Genomic DNA, 18,140 nt, shown 5'->3' with positions numbered 1-18,140 from the left:
GTCATGTGGCGGGAGGTTCCGCACCGACGAGCCACATGGCGAAGAACTGCGCCCCGCCCCCGTAGGCGTGTCCGAGCGCCTTGCGCGCACCGTCGACCTGGTGTTCGCCCGCCTGTCCGCGCACCTGGAGCGCGGCCTCCGCGAAGCGGATCATGCCGGACGCCCCGATGGGGTTGGTCGACAGGACCCCGCCGGAGGGGTTGACCGGCAGCTCCCCGTCGAGTTCGGTCACGCCGGACTCGGTGAGCTTCCAGCCCTCGCCCTCTGCGGCGAAGCCCAGGTTCTCCAGCCACATGGGCTCGTACCAGGAGAACGGCACATAAATCTCCACGGCGTCGATCTCGCGGCGCGGGTCGCTCACGCCGGCCTGCCGGTAGACGTCGGCGGCGCAGTCCTTGCCGGCCTGCGGAGACACGAAGTCCTTGCCCGCGAACAGGGTGGGTTCGCTGCGCATGGCCCCGCCGTGCACCCAGGCGGGCGGGTGCGGTGAACGGGCCGCGCCCGGCCGGCCGGTGAGGATCATCGCGCAGGCGCCGTCGGAGGAGGGGCAGGTCTCCGAGTAGCGGATCGGGTCCCACAGCATCGGTGAGGCCTGGACCTTCGCCAGGGTGATGTCGTGCTCGTGGAGGTGCGCGTACGGGTTCTTGAGCGCGTTGCGGCGGTCCTTGTACGCGACGAGGGACCCGACGGTGGCGGGCGCGCCGGTGCGGCGCATGTAGGCGCGTACGTGCGGGGCGAAGAAGCCGCCGGCGCCCGCGAGCAGCGGCTGCTGGAAGGGGACGGGCAGGGACAGGCCCCACATCGCGTTCGACTCGGACTGTTTCTCGAACGCCAGGGTGAGCACGGTGGCATGTACGCGTGCGGCCACCAGGTTGGCGGCGACCAGGGCGGTCGAACCGCCGACGGAACCCGCGGTGTGGACGCGGAGCATCGGTTTGCCCACCGCGCCGAGGGCGTCGGCCAGGTAGAGCTCGGGCATCATCACGCCCTCGAAGAAGTCGGGGGCCTTGCCGATGACGACGGCGTCGATGTCGGCCCAGGTCAGCTCGGCGTCGTCGAGGGCCCGCCGGGCCGCCTCGCGGACGAGCCCGGCGATGGACACGTCCCGGCGGGCGGCGACGTGTTCGGTCTGGCCGATGCCGACGACGGCCACGGGCTCAGCCGGCATGGGTCTCTCCTTCGAGGACGGCCACCAGGTTGTGCTGGAGGCAGGGGCCGGAGGTGGCGTGGGCGAGGGCCCGGTCGGACTCGCCGCTGTGGATGCGGGAGGCGGCCTCGCCGATCCTGATGAGTCCGGCGGCCATCACCGGGTTGGCGGCGAGCGCTCCGCCGGACGGGTTGACCCTCACCCTGGCGTCGAGGTCGAGACTTCGGCGCAGGACGAGTTCCTGGGAGGTGAAGGGCGCGTGCAGTTCCGCTGTGTCGACGGGCCTCTCGAAGAGACCCGCGTGTTCCGCGGCGAGCCGGGTGGAGGGCGAGCGGGTGAGGTCCCTCACGCCGAGGCCGTGCGCCTCGATGCGGTGGTCCATGCCGCGTATCCAGGCGGGCCGTTCGCACAGTTCCCGGGCCCGTGGGCCGGCGGCGAGGACGACGGCTGCGGCGCCGTCTCCGAGGGGCGGGCAGTCGGAGACCCTCAGCGGCCGGACGAGGTGGCGGCCGCGCGGGACCTCTCCCTGGAGTTGAGCGTGCGGGTTGACGGCGGCGTCCCGCCGGCTGCGGGCCGCGACACCGGCGAGCTCCGCCTCGTCCGCCTCTCCGGCGTCGATCAGTGCCTGCGCCTGAAGGGCGGCGAGGGCCACCGAGTCGGGCCAGAGCGGGGCCGTGTAGTAGGGGTCGAGCTGGCGGGTGAGCACATCGCGGAGCGCGCCGGGCGACGACTTCCCGTACGCGTAGACGAGCGCGGTGTCGCTCTCGCCGGTCAGCAGCTTCACCCACGCCTCGTACAGGGCCCAGGCGCCGTCCATCTCGACATGGGACTCGCTGATCGGGGGCCAGGCGCCGACGCCGTCGAGCGCCATGGTGAAGGAGAACGCCCGCCCCGCGAGGTAGTCGCTGGATCCGGAGCAGGTGAAGCCGACGTCGCCGGTGCGCAGCCCGGTCTGCGAAAGGACCTGGTGCAGGACCGGCATCAGCATCTCCACCTCGGACATCTCGTCCGTGCGGCGCCTGTGGCGGGTCTGGGCGAAGGCGACGACGGCGATGTCCCTGCCGTGCCGGGCACGGCCCGCCGGCCCGCGCCCGGCGGGGCCGGTCACAGCAGCTCCTTGTAGGTGTCGTAGTCGGCGTCCGGTTCGCCGGAGGGGCGGTAGTGGTCGGGGTGGCGGGAGCCTTCGCGCCAGACGGGTTCGACCCGCAGTCCCATGCGCACCTCGTCGTACGGTATGCCGCCGATGCGTCCGTGGAGGGCCAGAGCGGCGCCGTCGAGGGCGATGTGGGCGTAGACGTAGGGCACCTCGATGTCGAGGCCCTTCGCCTTGATGTTGACGATGCAGAAGGTGGTGACCGTGCCGCGGGGGCCGACCTCGACCTGCTCCTCTGTGGCGACTCCGCAGGTGGGGCAGGCGCCGCGGGGCGGGACGTAGACCTTCCGGCAGGAGGGGCAGCGCTCGCCGACGGTTCTGCGCTCGTCGAGCGCGGCGAGGTGGCGGCTCTGGGCACGGCCGGGCGTGCAGGTGTAGTCGAGCCTGGCCGGGACGACGATGCCCGTGACGGGTTCGGGGAAGGTCCCGCTGTGGGGGTGCGGCGGGCCGGCGGGCTCGCCCTCGTACGGTTCGAAGCAGGCGATGTCGGTGATCGCTCCGGTGCGTTCGGCGGCCCACCGGACGCGTACGCGCATCCCGGTGCGCACGGCGTCCGGGCCGGGGGCGTCGAGGACGTGCAGCAGGGAGGTGTCCGCGCCGTCGAGGCGGACGAGCACCCAGGCGAAGGGGGTGGCGAGGGGCTGACGGGGCCGTGGCTGCTCGTTCCACGCCCAGGTGGTGACGGTGCCGGTGGCGCCGACCTCTACGAGGTCGCGGATCTCGTCGGCGGTGACGGGGTCGTACTCGACGGGCGGTACGAGGACCCGGCCGTCGACGGTACGCACACCGAGCACCGTTCGTTCGCGCAGGCCGGTCAGGAAGGCGCTCTGGACGGGGCCGAGGGACCGGGTGAAGGGGAACTCGACGACGAACGGAGCACGGAGCACGGGGGGCACGGGGCTCTCCTCTCAGGCGCGCCGGTAGACGGGGTCGCGCTTCTCGGCGAAGGCGAGGGCGCCTTCCTTGGCGTCGGCCGTGTCGAAGACCGGCCGGCCCCGCTCCAGTTCGGCGGCGAGTCCTTCGGCCTCCGTCATCTCCGCCGTCTCGTAGACCGCCGCCTTGACCGCCTCTACGGCGAGCGGGCCGCAGGCGTTGATCCGTTCCGCGATGCCGAGCGCGGCTTCGAGGGCGGTGCCGTCGGGGACGACGCGGCCGACGAGGCCGATGCGTTCGGCCTCGTCGGCGGTGTAGGGGCGGCCGGTGAGCAGCATCTCGAGGGCATGGGTGTGGGGGATCTGGCGCGGCAGCCGCACGGTCGAGCCGCCGATCGGGAAGAGGCCCCGCCGGACCTCGAAGAGCCCGAAGGTGGCGCCCTTGCCCGCGACTCTGATGTCCGTGCCCTGGAGGATCTCCGTGCCGCCGGCGACGCAGTACCCCTCGACGGCGGCGACGACCGGCTTCCTCGGCCGGTGGTGGCGGAGCATCGCCTTCCAGTGCAGGTCGGGGTCGGCCTTCATCCGGTCGCGGTAGTGCTCCCCCGCCATGCCGCCGCCCGCCGCGAGGGCTTTGAGGTCCATGCCGGCGCAGAAGGAGCCGCCGGCCCCGGTGATCACCACGGAGCGCACGGTGTCGTCCGCGTCCGCGGCGAGCCATGCGTCGTACAGGCCGACGAGCATCGCGAGCGAGAGGGCGTTCTTCACCTCCGGCCGGTTCAAGGTGAGTATCAGCGTGGCGCCCTCGCGTTCCACGGTGAGGTGTTCGGTGCTCGTGCGACCGCTGTGCCGTGCCATGTGCAACCTCCCGTCGCGGATCGGTGACGGGGTCCGTGTCCGGACCCCGTCACCGGATCTGGAACAGGTTGCAGCAGGCGGGTCGCCAGTTCAATAGTTTTCTGACTGTCAGTCAGATTTCCTTGCCGGTGGCCCTTCCCAGTTGCGGGGACCGGCGCTCTAATGACGGCCGAGCCGCAGTGCACCGGGTTCACGTCGCGATGTCCCGCCGGGGTCAGGAGGAGCGGTGGAGTACAACCTTGCCGACCTGTTCGAATCGGTGGTCGACGCCGTGCCCGACCGCGAGGCACTCGTGTACGTCGACCACCCCGGCACCGGCGAGGAGCGCCGGCTCACCTACGCGGAACTCGACGCGGCGGCCAACCGTGTCGCCCACCATCTGCTCGACGCGGGCATCGCACCGGGCGAGCACCTGGGTCTGCATCTCTACAACGGGGTCGAGTACCTCCAGACCGTGCTGGGCTGCCTGAAGGCGCGGGTCGTGCCGGTGAACGTCAACTACCGCTATGTCGCGGGCGAGTTGGTCCACCTCTACCGGGACGCCGACCTCGCGGCGCTCGTCTTCGACGCGGAGTTCACCGAACGGGTGGCGGCAGCCCTGCCCCGCACGGAGAAGCTGCGGCACCTGGTGCGCGTCGGCACGCCACCGGACGGGGCGCCGCCCCTCGACGCCGTGGCGTTCACCGAGGCCGAGGCCGCCGCCTCACCACTGCGGGGCTTCGCCCGGCGCTCGGCCGACGACCTGTTCATCATCTACACAGGCGGCACGACGGGCATGCCCAAGGGCGTGATGTGGCGTCAGGAGGACCTGTTCTTCGCCGGGCTCGGCGGCGGGGCCCCGACGGGCGTGCCGGTGTCCCGGCCAGAGGAACTGGCCGAGCGGGTGGCCGCGGGCGGCGACGGGATCACCTTCTTCCCCACTCCCCCGCTGATGCACGGCACGTCGACGCTCACCGCCTTCATCGGCTTCAACTTCGGCCAGCGGATCGTCATCCACCGCAAGTTCGTGCCGCACGAGGTGCTGCGCACCATCGAGCGGGAGCGGGTCACCAGCGTGTCGCTGGTCGGTGACGCGATGCTGCGCCCGCTGATCGACGCGCTGAACGGGCCGCTGAAGGGGTGCGACCTGTCGTCGGTGTTCAGCGTCTCCAGCTCCGGGGCGATCATGTCGGACACCGTCCGCGAGCAGTTCACCGCGCTCGCCCCGAACGTCCTGCTGCTGAACAACTTCGGCTCCTCGGAATCCGGCTTCAACGGCACCGCGACGGACGACTCCGGTCCCGCCAACGGATTCCGGCTGCGTGTCAACTCCCGTACGGCGGTGGTCGATCCGGTCACCCACGAGCCGGTGCCACCGGGCGGTACGGGCCGGGTCGCCCAGCGCGGACACGTACCGCTCGGCTACTACAAGGATCCGGCGAAGTCCAAGGAGACCTTCTTCCGTCGCGGCGGCGAACGGTGGGTACTCCTCGGTGACATGGCGACCGTGGACGAGGACGGCATCGTCACGGTACTGGGCCGCGGCTCGCAGTGCATCAACACGGGCGGCGAGAAGGTGTACCCCGAGGAGGTCGAACAGGCTCTCAAGTCCCATCCTGACGTGTACGACGCCCTGGTCGCCGGCGTCCCCGACCACCGGTGGGGCAACCAGGTGACGGCCGTGGTCCAGCTCCGCGCGGGCGTGGCCGCACCGACACTGGCCACGATCCAGTCCCACTGCCGCACCCGGCTGGCCGGCTACAAGATTCCGAGGCGGCTGGTGATAGCACCGGAGATCCAGCGCTCACCGAGCGGCAAGGCGGACTACCGCTGGGCGCGGGCGGTCGCCTCCGAGGCCGCGGCGGTCGACGACGGGCCCACCGGGGCCGGTTCCTGACGCCCCGCTGCGCCCGCGCCGTCGGTGGCCCAACGGCCCCTGGTAGCACGCCTTTTCACCGCCGCTACGATGCCTGACATGATCAACTCATCGGCGGTCCTCGACGACGCAGGGGTCGCGACAGCGGCCGCACAGGCCGGCGCGGAGGTCGTGCGCGGCATGTACGGCCAAAGGCTCACCCGTATCGACAAGGGCGCCGGGGACTTCGCCACCGCAGCCGATGTGGAGGCCGAGAAGGCGATCCTCGGCGTCCTCCGTGCCGCGCGCCCCGATGACGCCGTCCTCTGCGAGGAGGGCGGACAGCAGGGTGCCAGGGAGGCCGCACGCCAGTGGCTGGTGGATCCCTTGTGCGGCACGCTGAACTACGCCGTCGGCAACATGGCGGTCGCCGTCAACGTGGCGCTGAGCGACGGGGCGGCGGCGGTGGCCGACCCGTTCAGCGGCGAGGTCTTCTTCACCGACGGCGAGAGCGCCCGGGTGCGGTACGACGGTGCCGATGCCCCTCTGACGCCCACGTCAGCCACCCGCCTCGTGGATGTCAACCTGGACCCGCCGTTCCCCGGCGCGCCCGGCTTCCGCGCTGTCGACCTGCTGGCGGATCCCCGGTTCGTGGAAGCGTTCCGGCCACGGGTCGTGTCCACGACGCTGGCGTTGGCCTGGGTCGCCGCCGGCAAGCGCGCCGCATACGTGACCGACGGCGGCGACCTGTCCGGGAGCGTGCATTTCGCCGCCGGTATCGCCTTGTGCCGGGCAGCAGGCTGCGTGGTCACAGGAATCGACGGCGCCCCGGTCGGACCGGCGGGACGCGGGCTCGTCGCGGCCGCCGACCGTGAGACCCATCATCTGCTGATGTCGATGATCCGCGGCTGACGCACCGGTGACAGGCCGTCAGGCCTCTGTCACGTCGACCAGCGTCTTCCGGCCGCCTTCCTCGTCGGCTCGGTGACCGGAGTCCCCGGCCGCCGTTCCGGCGCGAGTCGCCCCGGCGCGAGGGCGGCCCGTCCTCGCGAGGTGGGAGCGAGCGGCGGTCATTCGTCCGCGCCCGGCAGGATGCGCTCGCCGTTGAAGACGCCGAGCCCTTCCCGGTACAGCTCGAGCGGGACGCCGTTGGGGTCACGGATGTAGAGGCTGTCCTCGACGCCGCGGTCGGGGCCCAGGTACTCGATGCCCGCCGCGTCCAGCGCCTCCCGGGCGGCGGAGAACTGCCGCGCGTCGACCGAGAGCGCCAGGTGCTGCACCCCGCCGACCGTCTCGGTGGCGGGCGGGTGGTCGTGGCCGGGGAAGTCGAAGAAGCCCAGCAAATTGTTGTGGCCGATGTCGAAGAAGAAGTGGGTGGAGCCGCGGTAGTCCCGGTTCTCGACGATCTCCACGAGGGGGAACCCCAGCAACTCCTGGTAGAAGCGGACGGTCTCCTCCACGTCACGGCAGATGAAGGCCACATGGTGGACGCCGTTCGCCGTGGTCGCGGGCCGGTCGCCCGCTTCGCGCAGGTAGCGCCGTCGCACGTCCTCCCGACGGGCACGCACGGCCTCCAGTTCGGCTCCCTCTGGCTGAGGCATCGCGGACTCCTTCACCTGGGTTGATTGCGGGATTCAACTTCCCGTCCCGCAATCTTCCCCGCAACCGCCCGCGAAGCGCTCCCCCTGGCGACGGCGGCGGCCGCAATCGTCCGGATGCACCAGCGCGTCGCGCAGCGGGAGGCGCCCGTCAGATGCCGAACTCCTTCAGCGCGGTCAGGAAGTCCTCAGGGCGGCTCTCGTGCACCAGGTGTCCCGCGTCGATGGTCACCAGCCGCCCGCCCGGGATCCGGCCGGCCGGCTCGGCGAGCTGGTTCTGCGGGACATGGCTGGTCGGACCGCCGGCGATCACCAGGGTCGGCGACGTGACGGCCGTGAGCCGCTCCCACCAGGCCGGGTCGGGCGCGTTGAGTTCGCGGTCGGTGTCCGGCACGACCGGCCAGTCGAATCCGAGCGGCTCCTCGCCCCGCACCGCGGGCGGTCGCGGCGGGTCGAGCGGACGCAGCGGCGGGGCGTCCTCGACGACCGGCCGGGCCACGAGTTCCGGCCGCCGCTGGGCGAGGAGCAGCGCGGCGGCGCCGCCCATGGAATGGCCGACGATGTCGACGGGCCCGAGCCCGAGGGCGGTCACGAACAGGCTCAGGTCGTCCCTGAAGGTCTCGAATCCCTAGCTGCCGGGCCAGTCGCTCAGGCCGTGTCCACGGAAGTCGGGGGCGTACACCCGCCGGGTGGTGGCGAGTTCCTCGGCCACCCGCGTCCAGTGGCTGCCGTCACCACCTCGCCCGTGGGCGAGGACCACGGGCGGGGCGTCCTCCCGGCCCCACACGCGGTAGGCCAGCGTGACGCCCTGTGCCGTCACGCTGTGCACCTCGGGGTCGAGGAAGGCGGCGACGGTACGGCTGAAGGCGCCGGGGTCGTCGACCCACGGGTAGTGGCCCGCGCCGGGCTGGATCACGGTTCGGGCCGCCGGGAACAGCGCGGCGAGCTCGGCGGCCTTCGCCGGGCGCGGGCCGCCGTCGAGCTCACCGGCGAGCACCAGCACCGGGGCGTCGACGCCCGACAGCGCGGCCCTGGTCGCGGCCGGGTCGAACGCTCCGTCGACGTAGAACGCACGTGCCACCGACAGGTCGAGCTGCTCGTCCTCCTCGGCCGCGTGCGCCCGCGCCGCGTCGTCCCAGCGGCCGTACATGAACGGCCTGACGGCCTCCCACACCTCGCGCGGGTCGCGCCCGGCCGCGATCTCGTCCAGCGCGGCACGCCCCCGGCCGTACCAGGGTTCGTCGGAACGCAGCCCGGCCGCCTCGCGCCAGTCGCCGTCGGTGATCGGGACGCCCACGGCGCGTGTGCCGGGTGTGACCAGCGTCAGGGAACGGACCCGGTGCGGCCGGCGGGCGGCGTACATCACGGCGAGGTTGCCGGCCGCGGAGTGGGCGAGGACGTCGATGCGGTCGATTCCGAGGTGTACGCGCAGGGCTTCGACGTCGTCGACCTGCCGGTCGCAGCGGTAGGTGGCGGTGTCGGAGGGCGTGGCGGACGCGCCGGTGCCCCGGGCGTCGAGCACGATCAGCCGCCGGTACCGGGACAGCCCGCCGAGGTCCCCAGGTAGACGGAGGCGCGCATGGGCCCGCCCGGCAGACAGACCAGCGGATCACCCTCCCCCTCGGAACGGTAGGACAGTTCGGTGCCGTCGTACGTCAGGAAGGTCGCCATGCGGCGATCCTCGGCGGTCGCCCGGCGGGACGCAACGGACTTCCGGCGGAGCGGCGGAGTGTCACGCGGCGGGCCCTGTGGCCGAGCCTTGACGGGCGGCGCCCGGGACTGAATTACTGATCCCCAACACCACGACCGAATGGTCGGTAGCCCTCTCCGGGACGGGAGTGCGCGGATGACGGACCTATTGGACGCGGCTGAGCGGCTCGATCGCGAGGAGCTCGGGGCCCTGCAGCTGGAACGACTGCGCTCCACCCTGCGCCACGCCTATGACAACGTCGCCTTCCACCGCGAGGCCTTCGACAAGGCCGGGCTGAGTCCGGAGGACTGCCGTAGTCTCGCCGACCTCGCCCGCTTCCCGTTCACCACGAAGGCCGATCTGCGCGACCACTACCCCTTCGGGATGTTCGCGGTCGACTCTTCACAGGTGCGCCGGATCCACGCCTCCAGCGGCACGACGGGCCGGCCCACCGTCGTCGGTTACACCCAGCGGGACCTGGACACCTGGGCCGACGTGGTGGCGCGCTCGCTGCGCGCGGCCGGCGCCCGCCCCGGCCACAAGGTCCATGTGGCCTACGGATACGGCCTGTTCACCGGCGGTCTCGGCGCGCACTACGGGGCGGAGCGGCTCGGCTGCACGGTCATCCCCGCCTCGGGCGGCATGACGGCCCGCCAGGTCCAGCTGATCAACGACTTCCGGCCCGAGATCATCATGGTCACCCCGTCGTACATGCTGACCCTCCTCGACGAGTTCGAGCGCCAGGGCGTCGATCCGCGGTCGACATCCCTGAAGGTGGGGGTCTTCGGCGCGGAGCCGTGGACCGAGGAGATGCGCCGCGAGATCGAGGAGCGGTTCGCGATCGACGCGGTCGACATATACGGGCTGTCGGAGGTCATGGGTCCCGGTGTGGCGCAGGAGTGCGTGGAGACCAAGGACGGCCTGCACATCTGGGAGGACCACTTCTTCCCGGAGGTCGTCGACCCGTTCACCGGCGAGGTGCTGCCGGACGGGGAGGAGGGCGAGCTGGTGTTCACCTCGCTCACCAAGGAGGCGATGCCCGTGATCCGTTACCGCACGCGGGACCTGACACGTCTGCTGCCGGGCACGGCACGCGTCTTCCGGCGCATGGAGAAGGTCACCGGGCGCAGCGACGACATGGTGATCCTGCGCGGGGTGAACCTCTTCCCCACCCAGATCGAGGAGATCGTCCTGCGGACGCCGCATGTCGCACCGCACTTCCAGCTCCGGCTCACCCGGGAGGGCCGCCTCGACGCGCTGACCGTGCTCGCGGAGGCGCGGCCGGGGACGACCCCCGACCAGCGGGCGGCGGCCGCGCAGTGCGTGGCGGCGGCGGTCAAGGACGGCATCGGGGTGTCCGTCGCCGTCGAGGTGGTGGACCCGGAGACGCTCGAACGTTCGGTGGGCAAGATCAAGCGGATCGTGGACCTCAGGAACACCTGAGGACGCCTTGGACGGTCGGCGCAGGCACGACGGCTCCTTGGCCGGCCGGGCGCCGCACGCGCACGGGCCGCAGGTTCCGGCTGCGGATCCGAGTCCGGCTACGGTCTACGTCTGCTCGGCGGCCTCGTCCGCGCCGGCGCTGACCAGCCCGGTCTCGTAGGCGACGATGACGGCCTGGACACGGTCGCGGAGTCCGAGCTTGGCGAGGATGCGGGCGACGTGGGTCTTGACGGTCGCCTCGGCCAGGTGGAGGCGGGTGGCGAGTTCGGCGTTGCTCAGCCCTCGGGCCAGCAGGCCGAGGACCTCCAGTTCGCGCGGGGTGAGCGACGCGAGGTCGCGGTGGAGGGAGGCGGTGTCGGTGCCGCGCTGCGTGAACCGCTGCACGAGGCGGCGGGTGATGGCGGGCGCGAGGAGAGCGTCGCCGGTACGGACCGTGCGGACGGCCGCGGTCAGATGCTCGGGGGTGACGTCCTTGAGGAGGAAGCCGCTGGCCCCGGCGGACAGTGCCGCGTAGACGTACCGGTCGAGGTCGAAGGTGGTCAGGATGATCACGCGGGGTTCACCGGGGGCTCCGGTGAGGATGCGGCGGGTGGCCTCCAGACCGTCCATCTCGGGCATGCGGACGTCCATCAGGACCACGTCGGGACGTGTGCGGCGGACCGCTTCGACCGCTTCGGCCCCGTTGGTCGCCTCGGCGACGACGTCGATGCCGTCGGCGCCGAGGATCAACCGGAATCCGGTGCGGACCAGGGTCTGGTCGTCGGCGAGGAGCACACGCAGCGGCTCGGTCACGGCGCCTCCAAGGGGATCAGGGCCTCCACACGGTAGCCGCCGGTCAGGCGCCGGCCGGTGTTCAGGGTTCCGTCGTGGACGGCGAGGCGCTCCCGCAGGCCGATCAGACCCCGGCCGCTTCCGGCGGCCGCGCCCGGCTGTCCCCCGGTGTCGGTGACTTCCACCCGGAGCCGTTCCGGGCCGTATTCGACGGTCACGGCGGCGCTGGCGCCGGACGCGTGCTTCACGGTGTTGGTCAGGGCTTCCTGGACCACGCGGTAGGCGGCGAGTTCGAGGCCGGGCGGGAGGGGACGGGGCGGTCCGGTCACGTTCAGGTCGACGGGCAGTCCGGTGTCACGGACCCGGGCGACCAGCGTTTCCAGCTGGTCAAGTCCTGGTTGCGGGGCGGGCACCGCCGCCGTGTCGGCCACGTCGGCGTCCGCGTCCGTCCCCTCGCCCTCGTCGGCCATGGTGAGCAGTCCCATGACGTGGCGCAGTTCGGTCATCGCGGCCCGCCCGCCCGCCTCGACGGCGAGCAGCGCCTCGCCGGCCTGCTCGGGGGAGGTTTTCATGATCTTGCGGGCGGCGCCCGCCTGGATGATCATCACGCTGACGTTGTGCGTGACGACGTCGTGCAGTTCGCGGGCGATCCTGGCCCGCTCGTGCTCGACGGCCCGGCGCAGCGCCTCGGCCTGTTCGCGTTCCAGGGCGGAGAGCCGGGTGCGGCCCTCGTCGGTCCGGAGTTTCCAGGTACGCAGGCCGACCGCGGCCACGGCCATCGGGACCAGGATCAGCAGGGCGATGTACTGGTTGGGGACGATCGGTGTCACCGAGTTCCCCGAGGTGCCGACCAGGACGACCGACACCGGCAGTGCCGCGAGGGTCGCCACCCGGTAAGGGCTGTACACGGCGGCGCTGTAGACGGCGATGACGAACGCGTAGAAGGTCAGCCGCCCGACGCTCGGCGGTGTCGCCAGTGTCGCGGCCGTCACGATGCACAGCACGGCGAGCGGACAGCGGCGGCGCAGTGCCAGAGCGCCCGACGCGATGGCGGCGAGGGCCACCATGAGGGCCAGGCCACCGGGGCCGGACGGGCGCGGCACGACGCGTTCCACGCCGGGTGCGATCTCACGCACCACGACGTTGTCGACGTTGTCGATGCCGTAGTAGACGGTGGCGATCCCGAGGGCCAGTGCCACCAGCGCGTCGAACTGCCAGGCGCGCCGGGTGGGCCGCGGCGGTGGACCGCTCGGAAGCCTGGCGTCGCGGACCGCCCGGCGGGCGGCTTCCCACAGTCGCGCCGGTGTCGTACGTGCGTCCCTCACCGGTTCATTGTCGCCGCCGCGCGGACCCGCGGAGTCCGTCCCGGTGGTCATTACCGCCGCCCCGGATACATCGCCCGCCTACATCGCGGGGATGACGTACCCGGGGCTCGTCCCAGCGCGGTACCGGAATGGGTCCGGCCGGGCGACGCGGGCGGGCGCGGTCCGCTCCTAGCGTTCACGCAGCCAACTGCCCGTACGCAAGGAGCCTCTTATGACCATGCCGGTGATCGAACTGCGCGAGGTGAGCCGCCGGTACGACGACGGCCCGCCCGCTCTGCACGAGGCGTCGCTGACCGTGCGGCCCGGCGAGGCCGTCGCGGTCCTCGGCCCTTCCGGCAGCGGCAAGTCCACGCTGCTCAACCTGATCGCGGGCCTGGACCGGCCCGATTCGGGGACCGTCACCGTGGACGGGGTGCGGGTGGACCGCCTGGGCGAAGCCGGATCGGCGCTGTTCCGGCGGTCGAAGATCGGCATGGTCTTCCAGTTCTTCAACCTGCTCGACGATCTGACCGTCGCCGACAACGTCGTCCTGCCCGCGCGCCTCGCGGGTACCGCACGTGGCAAGGCGGACCGCCGGGCGGCGGAACTCCTGGAACTGCTCGGCATCGACCGTCACGCCCGCGTCTACCCGGGGCGGCTGTCCGGCGGCGAGCGGCAGCGCGTCGCGGTGGCCCGGGCGTTGATGAACCGGCCGGCGCTGCTCCTGGCCGACGAGCCGACCGGGGCTCTGGACACGGCCGCCGGACAGGACGTCAGCAGGCTGCTCACCGGCCTCAATGGCGAGGGCCAGACCATCGTCGTGGTCACCCACGACCTGGCGCTGGCCCGCTCCTGCACGAACCGTACGGTCCGGATCGCCGACGGCCGGATCACCGAAGACGTCCGGTCGCAGGCCGTCACCCCGGAGGCCGTCCGATGAGCGCGCTCGGCAAGGTGGTGCGCTCCGGGGTCGGACGACGCCGGGTGCAGACGCTGGTGATCGGGCTCGCCACGATGATGGCGGTGGCGGCCTCCGTCCTCGGCGGATCGCTGCTCGTGGTCTCCGGCGCGCCCTTCGACGACGCGTTCGCCAGGCAGCACGGCGCCCATCTGTCCGTGGGGTTCGACCCGGGCAAGGTGAGCGCCGGGCAGTTGTCGAAGTCCAAGGACGCCGAAGGGGTGAGCGCTGCGGCCGGGCCGTTCAGTACGGCGACCGTCACGCCGCGCTCGGACGGGGCGGGCCCCGCGTGGCCGATGACCGTGGTCGGCCGGGGCGATCCCGGCCGGGACGTGGACGAGGTGGCCCTGCTCGACGGGCGGTGGCCCACGCACCCCGGTGAGATCGTGCTCTCCGCCGGCTCGTCGATCCTCCCGACCCTGGGCATGAAGATCGCGTTCCCCGATCTGTCCGGCGGTCCGACCCTCACGGTGGTCGGTGTGGCCCGCTCGGTCACCAGCACCGCAGACGCCTGGGTGGTTCCGTCCCAGATGCCGGCGCTCACCGCGCCCGGCAGCGGCGGCTACCAGATGCTCTACCGCTTCACCGACGCGGGCACCGCCGCGGAGATCGACGCAGGCGGCAGGTCCGTGACGGAATCCCTGCCGCCGGGAAGCGCGGTCGGCGAACAGTCATGGCTGACCGTCAAGGAGACCGCCGAGCGCGACACCGCCGTCTACGTCCCGTTCCTCGTCGCGTTCGGCGCTCTGGGTCTGGTCATGTCGGTGCTCATCGTCGGCAACGTCGTCGCTTCGGCCGTCGGAACGGGAACGCGCCGTATCGGCATCCTCAAGGCCGTCGGCCTCACTCCGTCCCAGGTCGTGCGGGCCTATGTGGGTCAGGCGCTGATCCCGGCCGCCGCCGGCACGGCCCTCGGCGTCCTCGCCGGCCATCTGCTCGCCGTCCCCGTACTGGCCGAGACAGAGGAGGTCTACGGCACCTCGTCCCTGGCCGTCGCTCCCCGGGTCGACCTTGCGGTGATCGCCGGGGTGCTCGGCCTGGTGGCGGCGACCGCGTGGGCGAGCGCCTGGCGGGCCGGCCGGCTGCGTACGGTCGACGCGCTCGCCGTCGGGCGTACCGCTTCGGCGGGGCGCGGCCGGTGGGCGGCCCGACTGGCCGGACGGCTGTCGTTGCCGCAGCCGGTCGCGCTGGGCCTGGCCCGGCCCTTCGCTCGGCCCGTCCGCGCGCTGGCCATGGGCACGGCGATCCTGTTCGGCGCCGCCGCCGTCACGTTCACCGTGGGGTTGGGCGCCTCGCTCGGGCAGGTGATGAAAGCGCGGGCCCACGACGCGGCCGATGTCGTCGTGCCCGCGCCCTTGCCGGACTTCGGACCCGGGGGCCCCGGCCCCGCGAAGCAGCCCAGGGCCGATCCCGTCGCGGTCGCCGCGGCCATCGGGGCCGCGGCCGGAACCGGGAAGCACTACAGCGCCGCGAAGGTACGGTCGACCGTGTCCGGTGCGACCGGCATGGTAGACGTGATCGCCTTCACCGGTGACGCCTCGTGGGGCGGCTACACGATGGTCTCGGGCCGCTGGATGGACAGGCCCGGCGAGGCCGTGGTCCCGACCCCCTTCCTGACCGCCACCGGCACCGGCATCGGAGACACCATCACTCTCAACGGCCTGGCCGAGCCGGTCACGGTCCGGATCGTCGGTGAGGTCCTCGACCCCCGTAACGACGGGATGCAGGTCTTCACCGACGTCTCGACGCTCACGGCCGCACATCCCGACCTGACGGAGACGAGCCATCACATCGCGGTCGCGTCAGGCACCGGCGTGACCGGCTACGTCGACGCGCTGAACAAGGACCTGGCACCCCTGGCGGTCTCCGCCCGGGCCGGCGGGCTCGACGGCGGCGGCGACATGATCGTCACGCTCAACGCGCTGTCCGCGATCCTCACGCTGATGCTCGTCGCCGTCGCCGCGCTCGGTGTTCTGAACGGCGTACTGCTCGACACCCGCGAGCGCGTCCGGGAGATCGGGGTCCACAAGGCGCTCGGCATGACCCCCCGGCAGACCGTCGCGATGGTCCTCACCTCGGTCGTCGTGACCGGACTGGCCGCGGGCGCGCTGGGCGTGCCGCTCGGCATGGCCCTGCACGGCTGGGTCGTCCCCGCGATGGGTGACAGCGTGGGGCTCCGCCTTCCCGGTTCGGTCATCGCCGTCTACCACGGGGCGGAACTCCTCCCGCTGGCACTCGGCGGCCTGCTCATCGCCACCCTCGGTGCGCTCCTGCCCGCCGGCTGGGCCGCCAGGGCGCGAACCGCCACGGCCCTGCGCACCGAATAGGAGGTCGGGCTTCTGCCTCCGGCCTCACCGCAGGGAGCGGTGGGGCCGGTCGTCCCGTTCCCCTGCAACTGGCGCGGGACCGCGGGAGTTCCGAAGCTCCTTCGGCCGAGGTTTCGTTGCCGACGGTGGGAAGCCTCGGTACGGCCGCGGGGGGGGCGGGCGCAGGCATCGGGCATGCGGGCGCGGCGAGGGCGGCCGGGTGGGCGTCGTGGTGCCCATCCGGGCGCCCGTTCACGGCAGGCGTGACGGGCCGTGTGGACGCACACTGGGAGCATGGGCGTCTTCGAAGGCGACGTGACGGTGGTCGCGGGCGATGCCGAGTACGCGGCGAGAGCGGTGCTCCGTTCATGGACGGGGCAGCCCGAGAACGCCGCGGCGGATCCCGTGCCCGTGATGAGCGAGGATGTCGCCGCAGTGCTTTCCGCCGACTGGAACGGCACGCTCGAGGTCGCGGACGACGAGGTCGTGGAAGGCATCATGGGCGCCGACGCCCCGCGGCTGCGGCTGCCCGACGGCCGCGTCGGCGACTTCACAGTGGCCCACCGTTACATCGGCACCGCGCACTTGATGATCGAAGGCGGCGGACAGCCGCCGTTCTGAGTCCGGACGTGCTCGAGTTCCTCCTCCTGCTCGCTCGCCACGGTGGCGGACGGCCACGACCTCAGGAACGCGGTGACGGCGGAGCGAACCGGTCCCGGAGCTCGCGCTTGAGGATCTTGCCGCTGGCGTTGCGGGGCAGCGCGTCCACGAAGAGGATCCGCTTGGGTGCCTTGAAGTGGGCGAGCTTGTCCCGCGCGTGGGCGATCAGTTCCGCCTCCGTGATCTCCTCGCGTGCCACGACGACGGCGGTGACCGCTTCGATCCAGCGCTCGTCGGGCAGACCGATCACGGCCGTCTCCGCGACGGCCGGGTGGGTGTAGAGGGCGTCCTCGACCTGGCGTGAAGCCACCAGGACGCCACCGGAGTTGATGACGTCCTTGACCCGGTCGACGACCGTGAAGTAGCCCTCGCTGTCGCGCACGGCGAGGTCGCCGGAGTGGAACCAGCCGCCGCGGAAGGCCTCTTGTGTCTCCTCCGGCTTCTCCCAGTAGCCCTCGCACAGCTGCGGCGAGCGGTAGACCACCTCGCCCGCCGTGCCGTCGGTCACCTCCTTGCCGTCCTCGTCGACGATCTTCGCCTCCACGAAGAGGACGGGCCGGCCGCACGACTCCATGCGCCCCTCGTGCTCGTCCGGGCGAAGGACGGTGGCCAGCGGTCCGATCTCCGACTGGCCGAAGCAGTTGTAGAAACCGAGGCCGGGGAGACGTTCACGCAGCCGCTCCAGCACGGGGACGGGCATGATCGACGCCCCGTAGTACGCCTTGCGCAGTGCGCCGAGGTCGCGGGTGGCGAACTCGGGGTGGTTCGCGAGGCCGATCCATACGGTGGGCGGCGCGAACAGGCTGTCGGCGCGGCCCGCTTCGACGAGGTCGAAGATCTGCCCGGCGTCGGGCGCGTCGAGGATGGTGTTCTCCGCGCCGATCGCGAGGTACGGCAGCAGGAAGACATGCATCTGGGCGGAGTGGTACAGCGGCAGTGAGTGGACGGGCCGGTCACCGGGGGCGAGATCGAGGGCGGTGACGGCGCTGACGTACTCGTGGACGAGGGCGCGGTGGGTCATCATCGCGCCCTTGGGCAGGGCGGTGGTGCCCGACGTGTAGAGCAGCTGGACCAGGTCCTCGTCGCGCGGTTCGTGAGCGGGGGTGAATGGCCTCGGCTCGGACAGGGCGGTGAGCAGCGAGTCGTCCGTGTCGCGCAGCGCCCGTACGGCCGTCCCGGCGGGCAGGCGTGGCACGAGCGCCGGGTCGGCGAGGACCAGCGTGCTGCCCGACTGGCCGAGGATGTACGCGAGATCGTCGCCCGTCAGGTTCTGGTTGACCGGGACGTGGACGAGCCCGGCCCGTGCGCAGGCGAGGAAGGCGATCAGGTAGGCGTCGGAGTTGTGGCCGTACGACGCGACCCGGTCGCCGTGGCGCAGCCCGTGACCGGTGAGGACGGCCGCCGCGGTACTGACGGCCTCGTCGAGCCGGGCGTAGGTCCAGGACCGGTCGGCGTACCGGACGGCCGTGCGGTCCGGGGTTCGCCGGGCACTGCGGCGTACGAGGGAGTCGACGGTGCTGCTGTGTGCGCCTGTCATGGCGTGATC

The 18,140-nt window shown here is 72.2% G+C and carries 14 protein-coding genes and 1 pseudogene; 6 read left to right on the top strand and 9 right to left on the bottom strand.

The window, feature by feature from the left end; genetic code table 11:
* Window position 1: 1 nt before the first annotated feature.
* From ACTMTU_RS28115 to ACTMTU_RS28100, 4 genes are all read right to left on the bottom strand, one after another.
* Window positions 2–1,168 carry a thiolase domain-containing protein gene (locus tag ACTMTU_RS28115; RefSeq protein ID WP_441266252.1) on the bottom strand — a complete coding sequence of 389 codons (1,167 nt, stop codon included), beginning with the start codon at window positions 1,166–1,168 and terminating at the stop codon, window positions 2–4.
* A complete protein-coding gene (locus tag ACTMTU_RS28110; protein ID WP_441266330.1) occupies window positions 1,158–2,150 on the bottom strand; it encodes a thiolase domain-containing protein in 993 nt (330 codons plus the stop codon). The genes ACTMTU_RS28115 and ACTMTU_RS28110 overlap by 11 nt, the downstream gene beginning before the upstream one ends.
* A 101-nt stretch (window positions 2,151–2,251) precedes the next feature.
* Window positions 2,252–3,196, bottom strand: coding sequence for a Zn-ribbon domain-containing OB-fold protein (locus ACTMTU_RS28105; RefSeq protein WP_441266251.1), 945 nt, complete (start codon window positions 3,194–3,196; stop codon window positions 2,252–2,254).
* A gap of 12 nt (window positions 3,197–3,208) precedes the next feature.
* On the bottom strand, window positions 3,209–4,030 hold the full coding sequence (locus tag ACTMTU_RS28100) for a crotonase/enoyl-CoA hydratase family protein (RefSeq protein ID WP_441266250.1): 822 nt from the start codon (window positions 4,028–4,030) through the stop codon (window positions 3,209–3,211).
* A 226-nt stretch (window positions 4,031–4,256) separates the two neighbouring features.
* Here ACTMTU_RS28100 and ACTMTU_RS28095 point away from each other — a divergent pair, with 226 nt between their 5' ends.
* Together ACTMTU_RS28095 and ACTMTU_RS28090 are read left to right on the top strand one after the other, a co-directional pair.
* The gene (locus ACTMTU_RS28095; protein WP_441266249.1) at window positions 4,257–5,906 is read left to right on the top strand and encodes an acyl-CoA synthetase; all 1,650 of its coding nucleotides are present in this window, start codon (window positions 4,257–4,259) and stop codon (window positions 5,904–5,906) included.
* Between the two features lie 78 nt (window positions 5,907–5,984).
* Window positions 5,985–6,776, top strand: coding sequence for an inositol monophosphatase family protein (locus ACTMTU_RS28090; protein WP_441266248.1), 792 nt, complete (start codon window positions 5,985–5,987; stop codon window positions 6,774–6,776).
* Between the two features lie 158 nt (window positions 6,777–6,934).
* Here the strand turns inward: ACTMTU_RS28090 and ACTMTU_RS28085 are convergent, their stop codons facing one another.
* Entirely contained in the window at window positions 6,935–7,465 is a 531-nt protein-coding gene (locus tag ACTMTU_RS28085; protein ID WP_441266247.1) for a VOC family protein, read from the bottom strand.
* 148 nt (window positions 7,466–7,613) lie between these two features.
* Window positions 7,614–9,133 (bottom strand): annotated as a pseudogene (locus ACTMTU_RS28080) (alpha/beta fold hydrolase).
* A 175-nt stretch (window positions 9,134–9,308) separates the two neighbouring features.
* Here ACTMTU_RS28080 and paaK point away from each other — a divergent pair.
* Complete coding sequence (gene paaK, locus ACTMTU_RS28075) at window positions 9,309–10,595, top strand: phenylacetate--CoA ligase PaaK (RefSeq protein ID WP_441266246.1); 1,287 nt, start codon at window positions 9,309–9,311, stop codon at window positions 10,593–10,595.
* 105 nt (window positions 10,596–10,700) lie between these two features.
* Here paaK and ACTMTU_RS28070 read toward each other — a convergent pair whose 3' ends face one another.
* Both ACTMTU_RS28070 and ACTMTU_RS28065 read right to left on the bottom strand, forming a co-directional pair.
* A complete protein-coding gene (locus tag ACTMTU_RS28070; protein WP_441266245.1) occupies window positions 10,701–11,387 on the bottom strand; it encodes a response regulator in 687 nt (228 codons plus the stop codon).
* On the bottom strand, window positions 11,384–12,661 hold the full coding sequence (locus tag ACTMTU_RS28065; RefSeq protein WP_441266329.1) for a sensor histidine kinase: 1,278 nt from the start codon (window positions 12,659–12,661) through the stop codon (window positions 11,384–11,386). The genes ACTMTU_RS28070 and ACTMTU_RS28065 overlap by 4 nt, the downstream gene beginning before the upstream one ends.
* A gap of 241 nt (window positions 12,662–12,902) precedes the next feature.
* Between ACTMTU_RS28065 and ACTMTU_RS28060 the strand changes: the two genes are divergently transcribed.
* The 3 genes from ACTMTU_RS28060 (at window position 12,903) to ACTMTU_RS28050 (ending at window position 16,555) form a co-directional block, all read left to right on the top strand.
* A complete protein-coding gene (locus ACTMTU_RS28060) occupies window positions 12,903–13,610 on the top strand; it encodes an ABC transporter ATP-binding protein (RefSeq protein ID WP_441266244.1) in 708 nt (235 codons plus the stop codon).
* Complete coding sequence (locus ACTMTU_RS28055; RefSeq protein ID WP_441266243.1) at window positions 13,607–15,955, top strand: ABC transporter permease; 2,349 nt, start codon at window positions 13,607–13,609, stop codon at window positions 15,953–15,955. Before ACTMTU_RS28060 ends, ACTMTU_RS28055 begins: the two co-directional genes overlap by 4 nt.
* Window positions 15,956–16,228: 273 nt before the next feature.
* The gene (locus ACTMTU_RS28050; RefSeq protein ID WP_441266242.1) at window positions 16,229–16,555 is read left to right on the top strand and encodes a hypothetical protein; all 327 of its coding nucleotides are present in this window, start codon (window positions 16,229–16,231) and stop codon (window positions 16,553–16,555) included.
* A gap of 61 nt (window positions 16,556–16,616) precedes the next feature.
* On the opposite strand, the gene ACTMTU_RS28045 is transcribed toward ACTMTU_RS28050, so the two are convergent.
* Complete coding sequence (locus ACTMTU_RS28045) at window positions 16,617–18,131, bottom strand: acyl-CoA synthetase (protein ID WP_441266241.1); 1,515 nt, start codon at window positions 18,129–18,131, stop codon at window positions 16,617–16,619.
* Between the last annotated feature and the right edge of the window lie 9 nt (window positions 18,132–18,140).

Source organism: Streptomyces sp. OZ13, from assembly GCF_052068155.1.
GTDB lineage: Bacteria > Actinomycetota > Actinomycetes > Streptomycetales > Streptomycetaceae > Streptomyces.
Note: the sequence above shows the minus strand (reverse complement) of the source record. Positions and strands in the feature narration are given on the sequence as shown.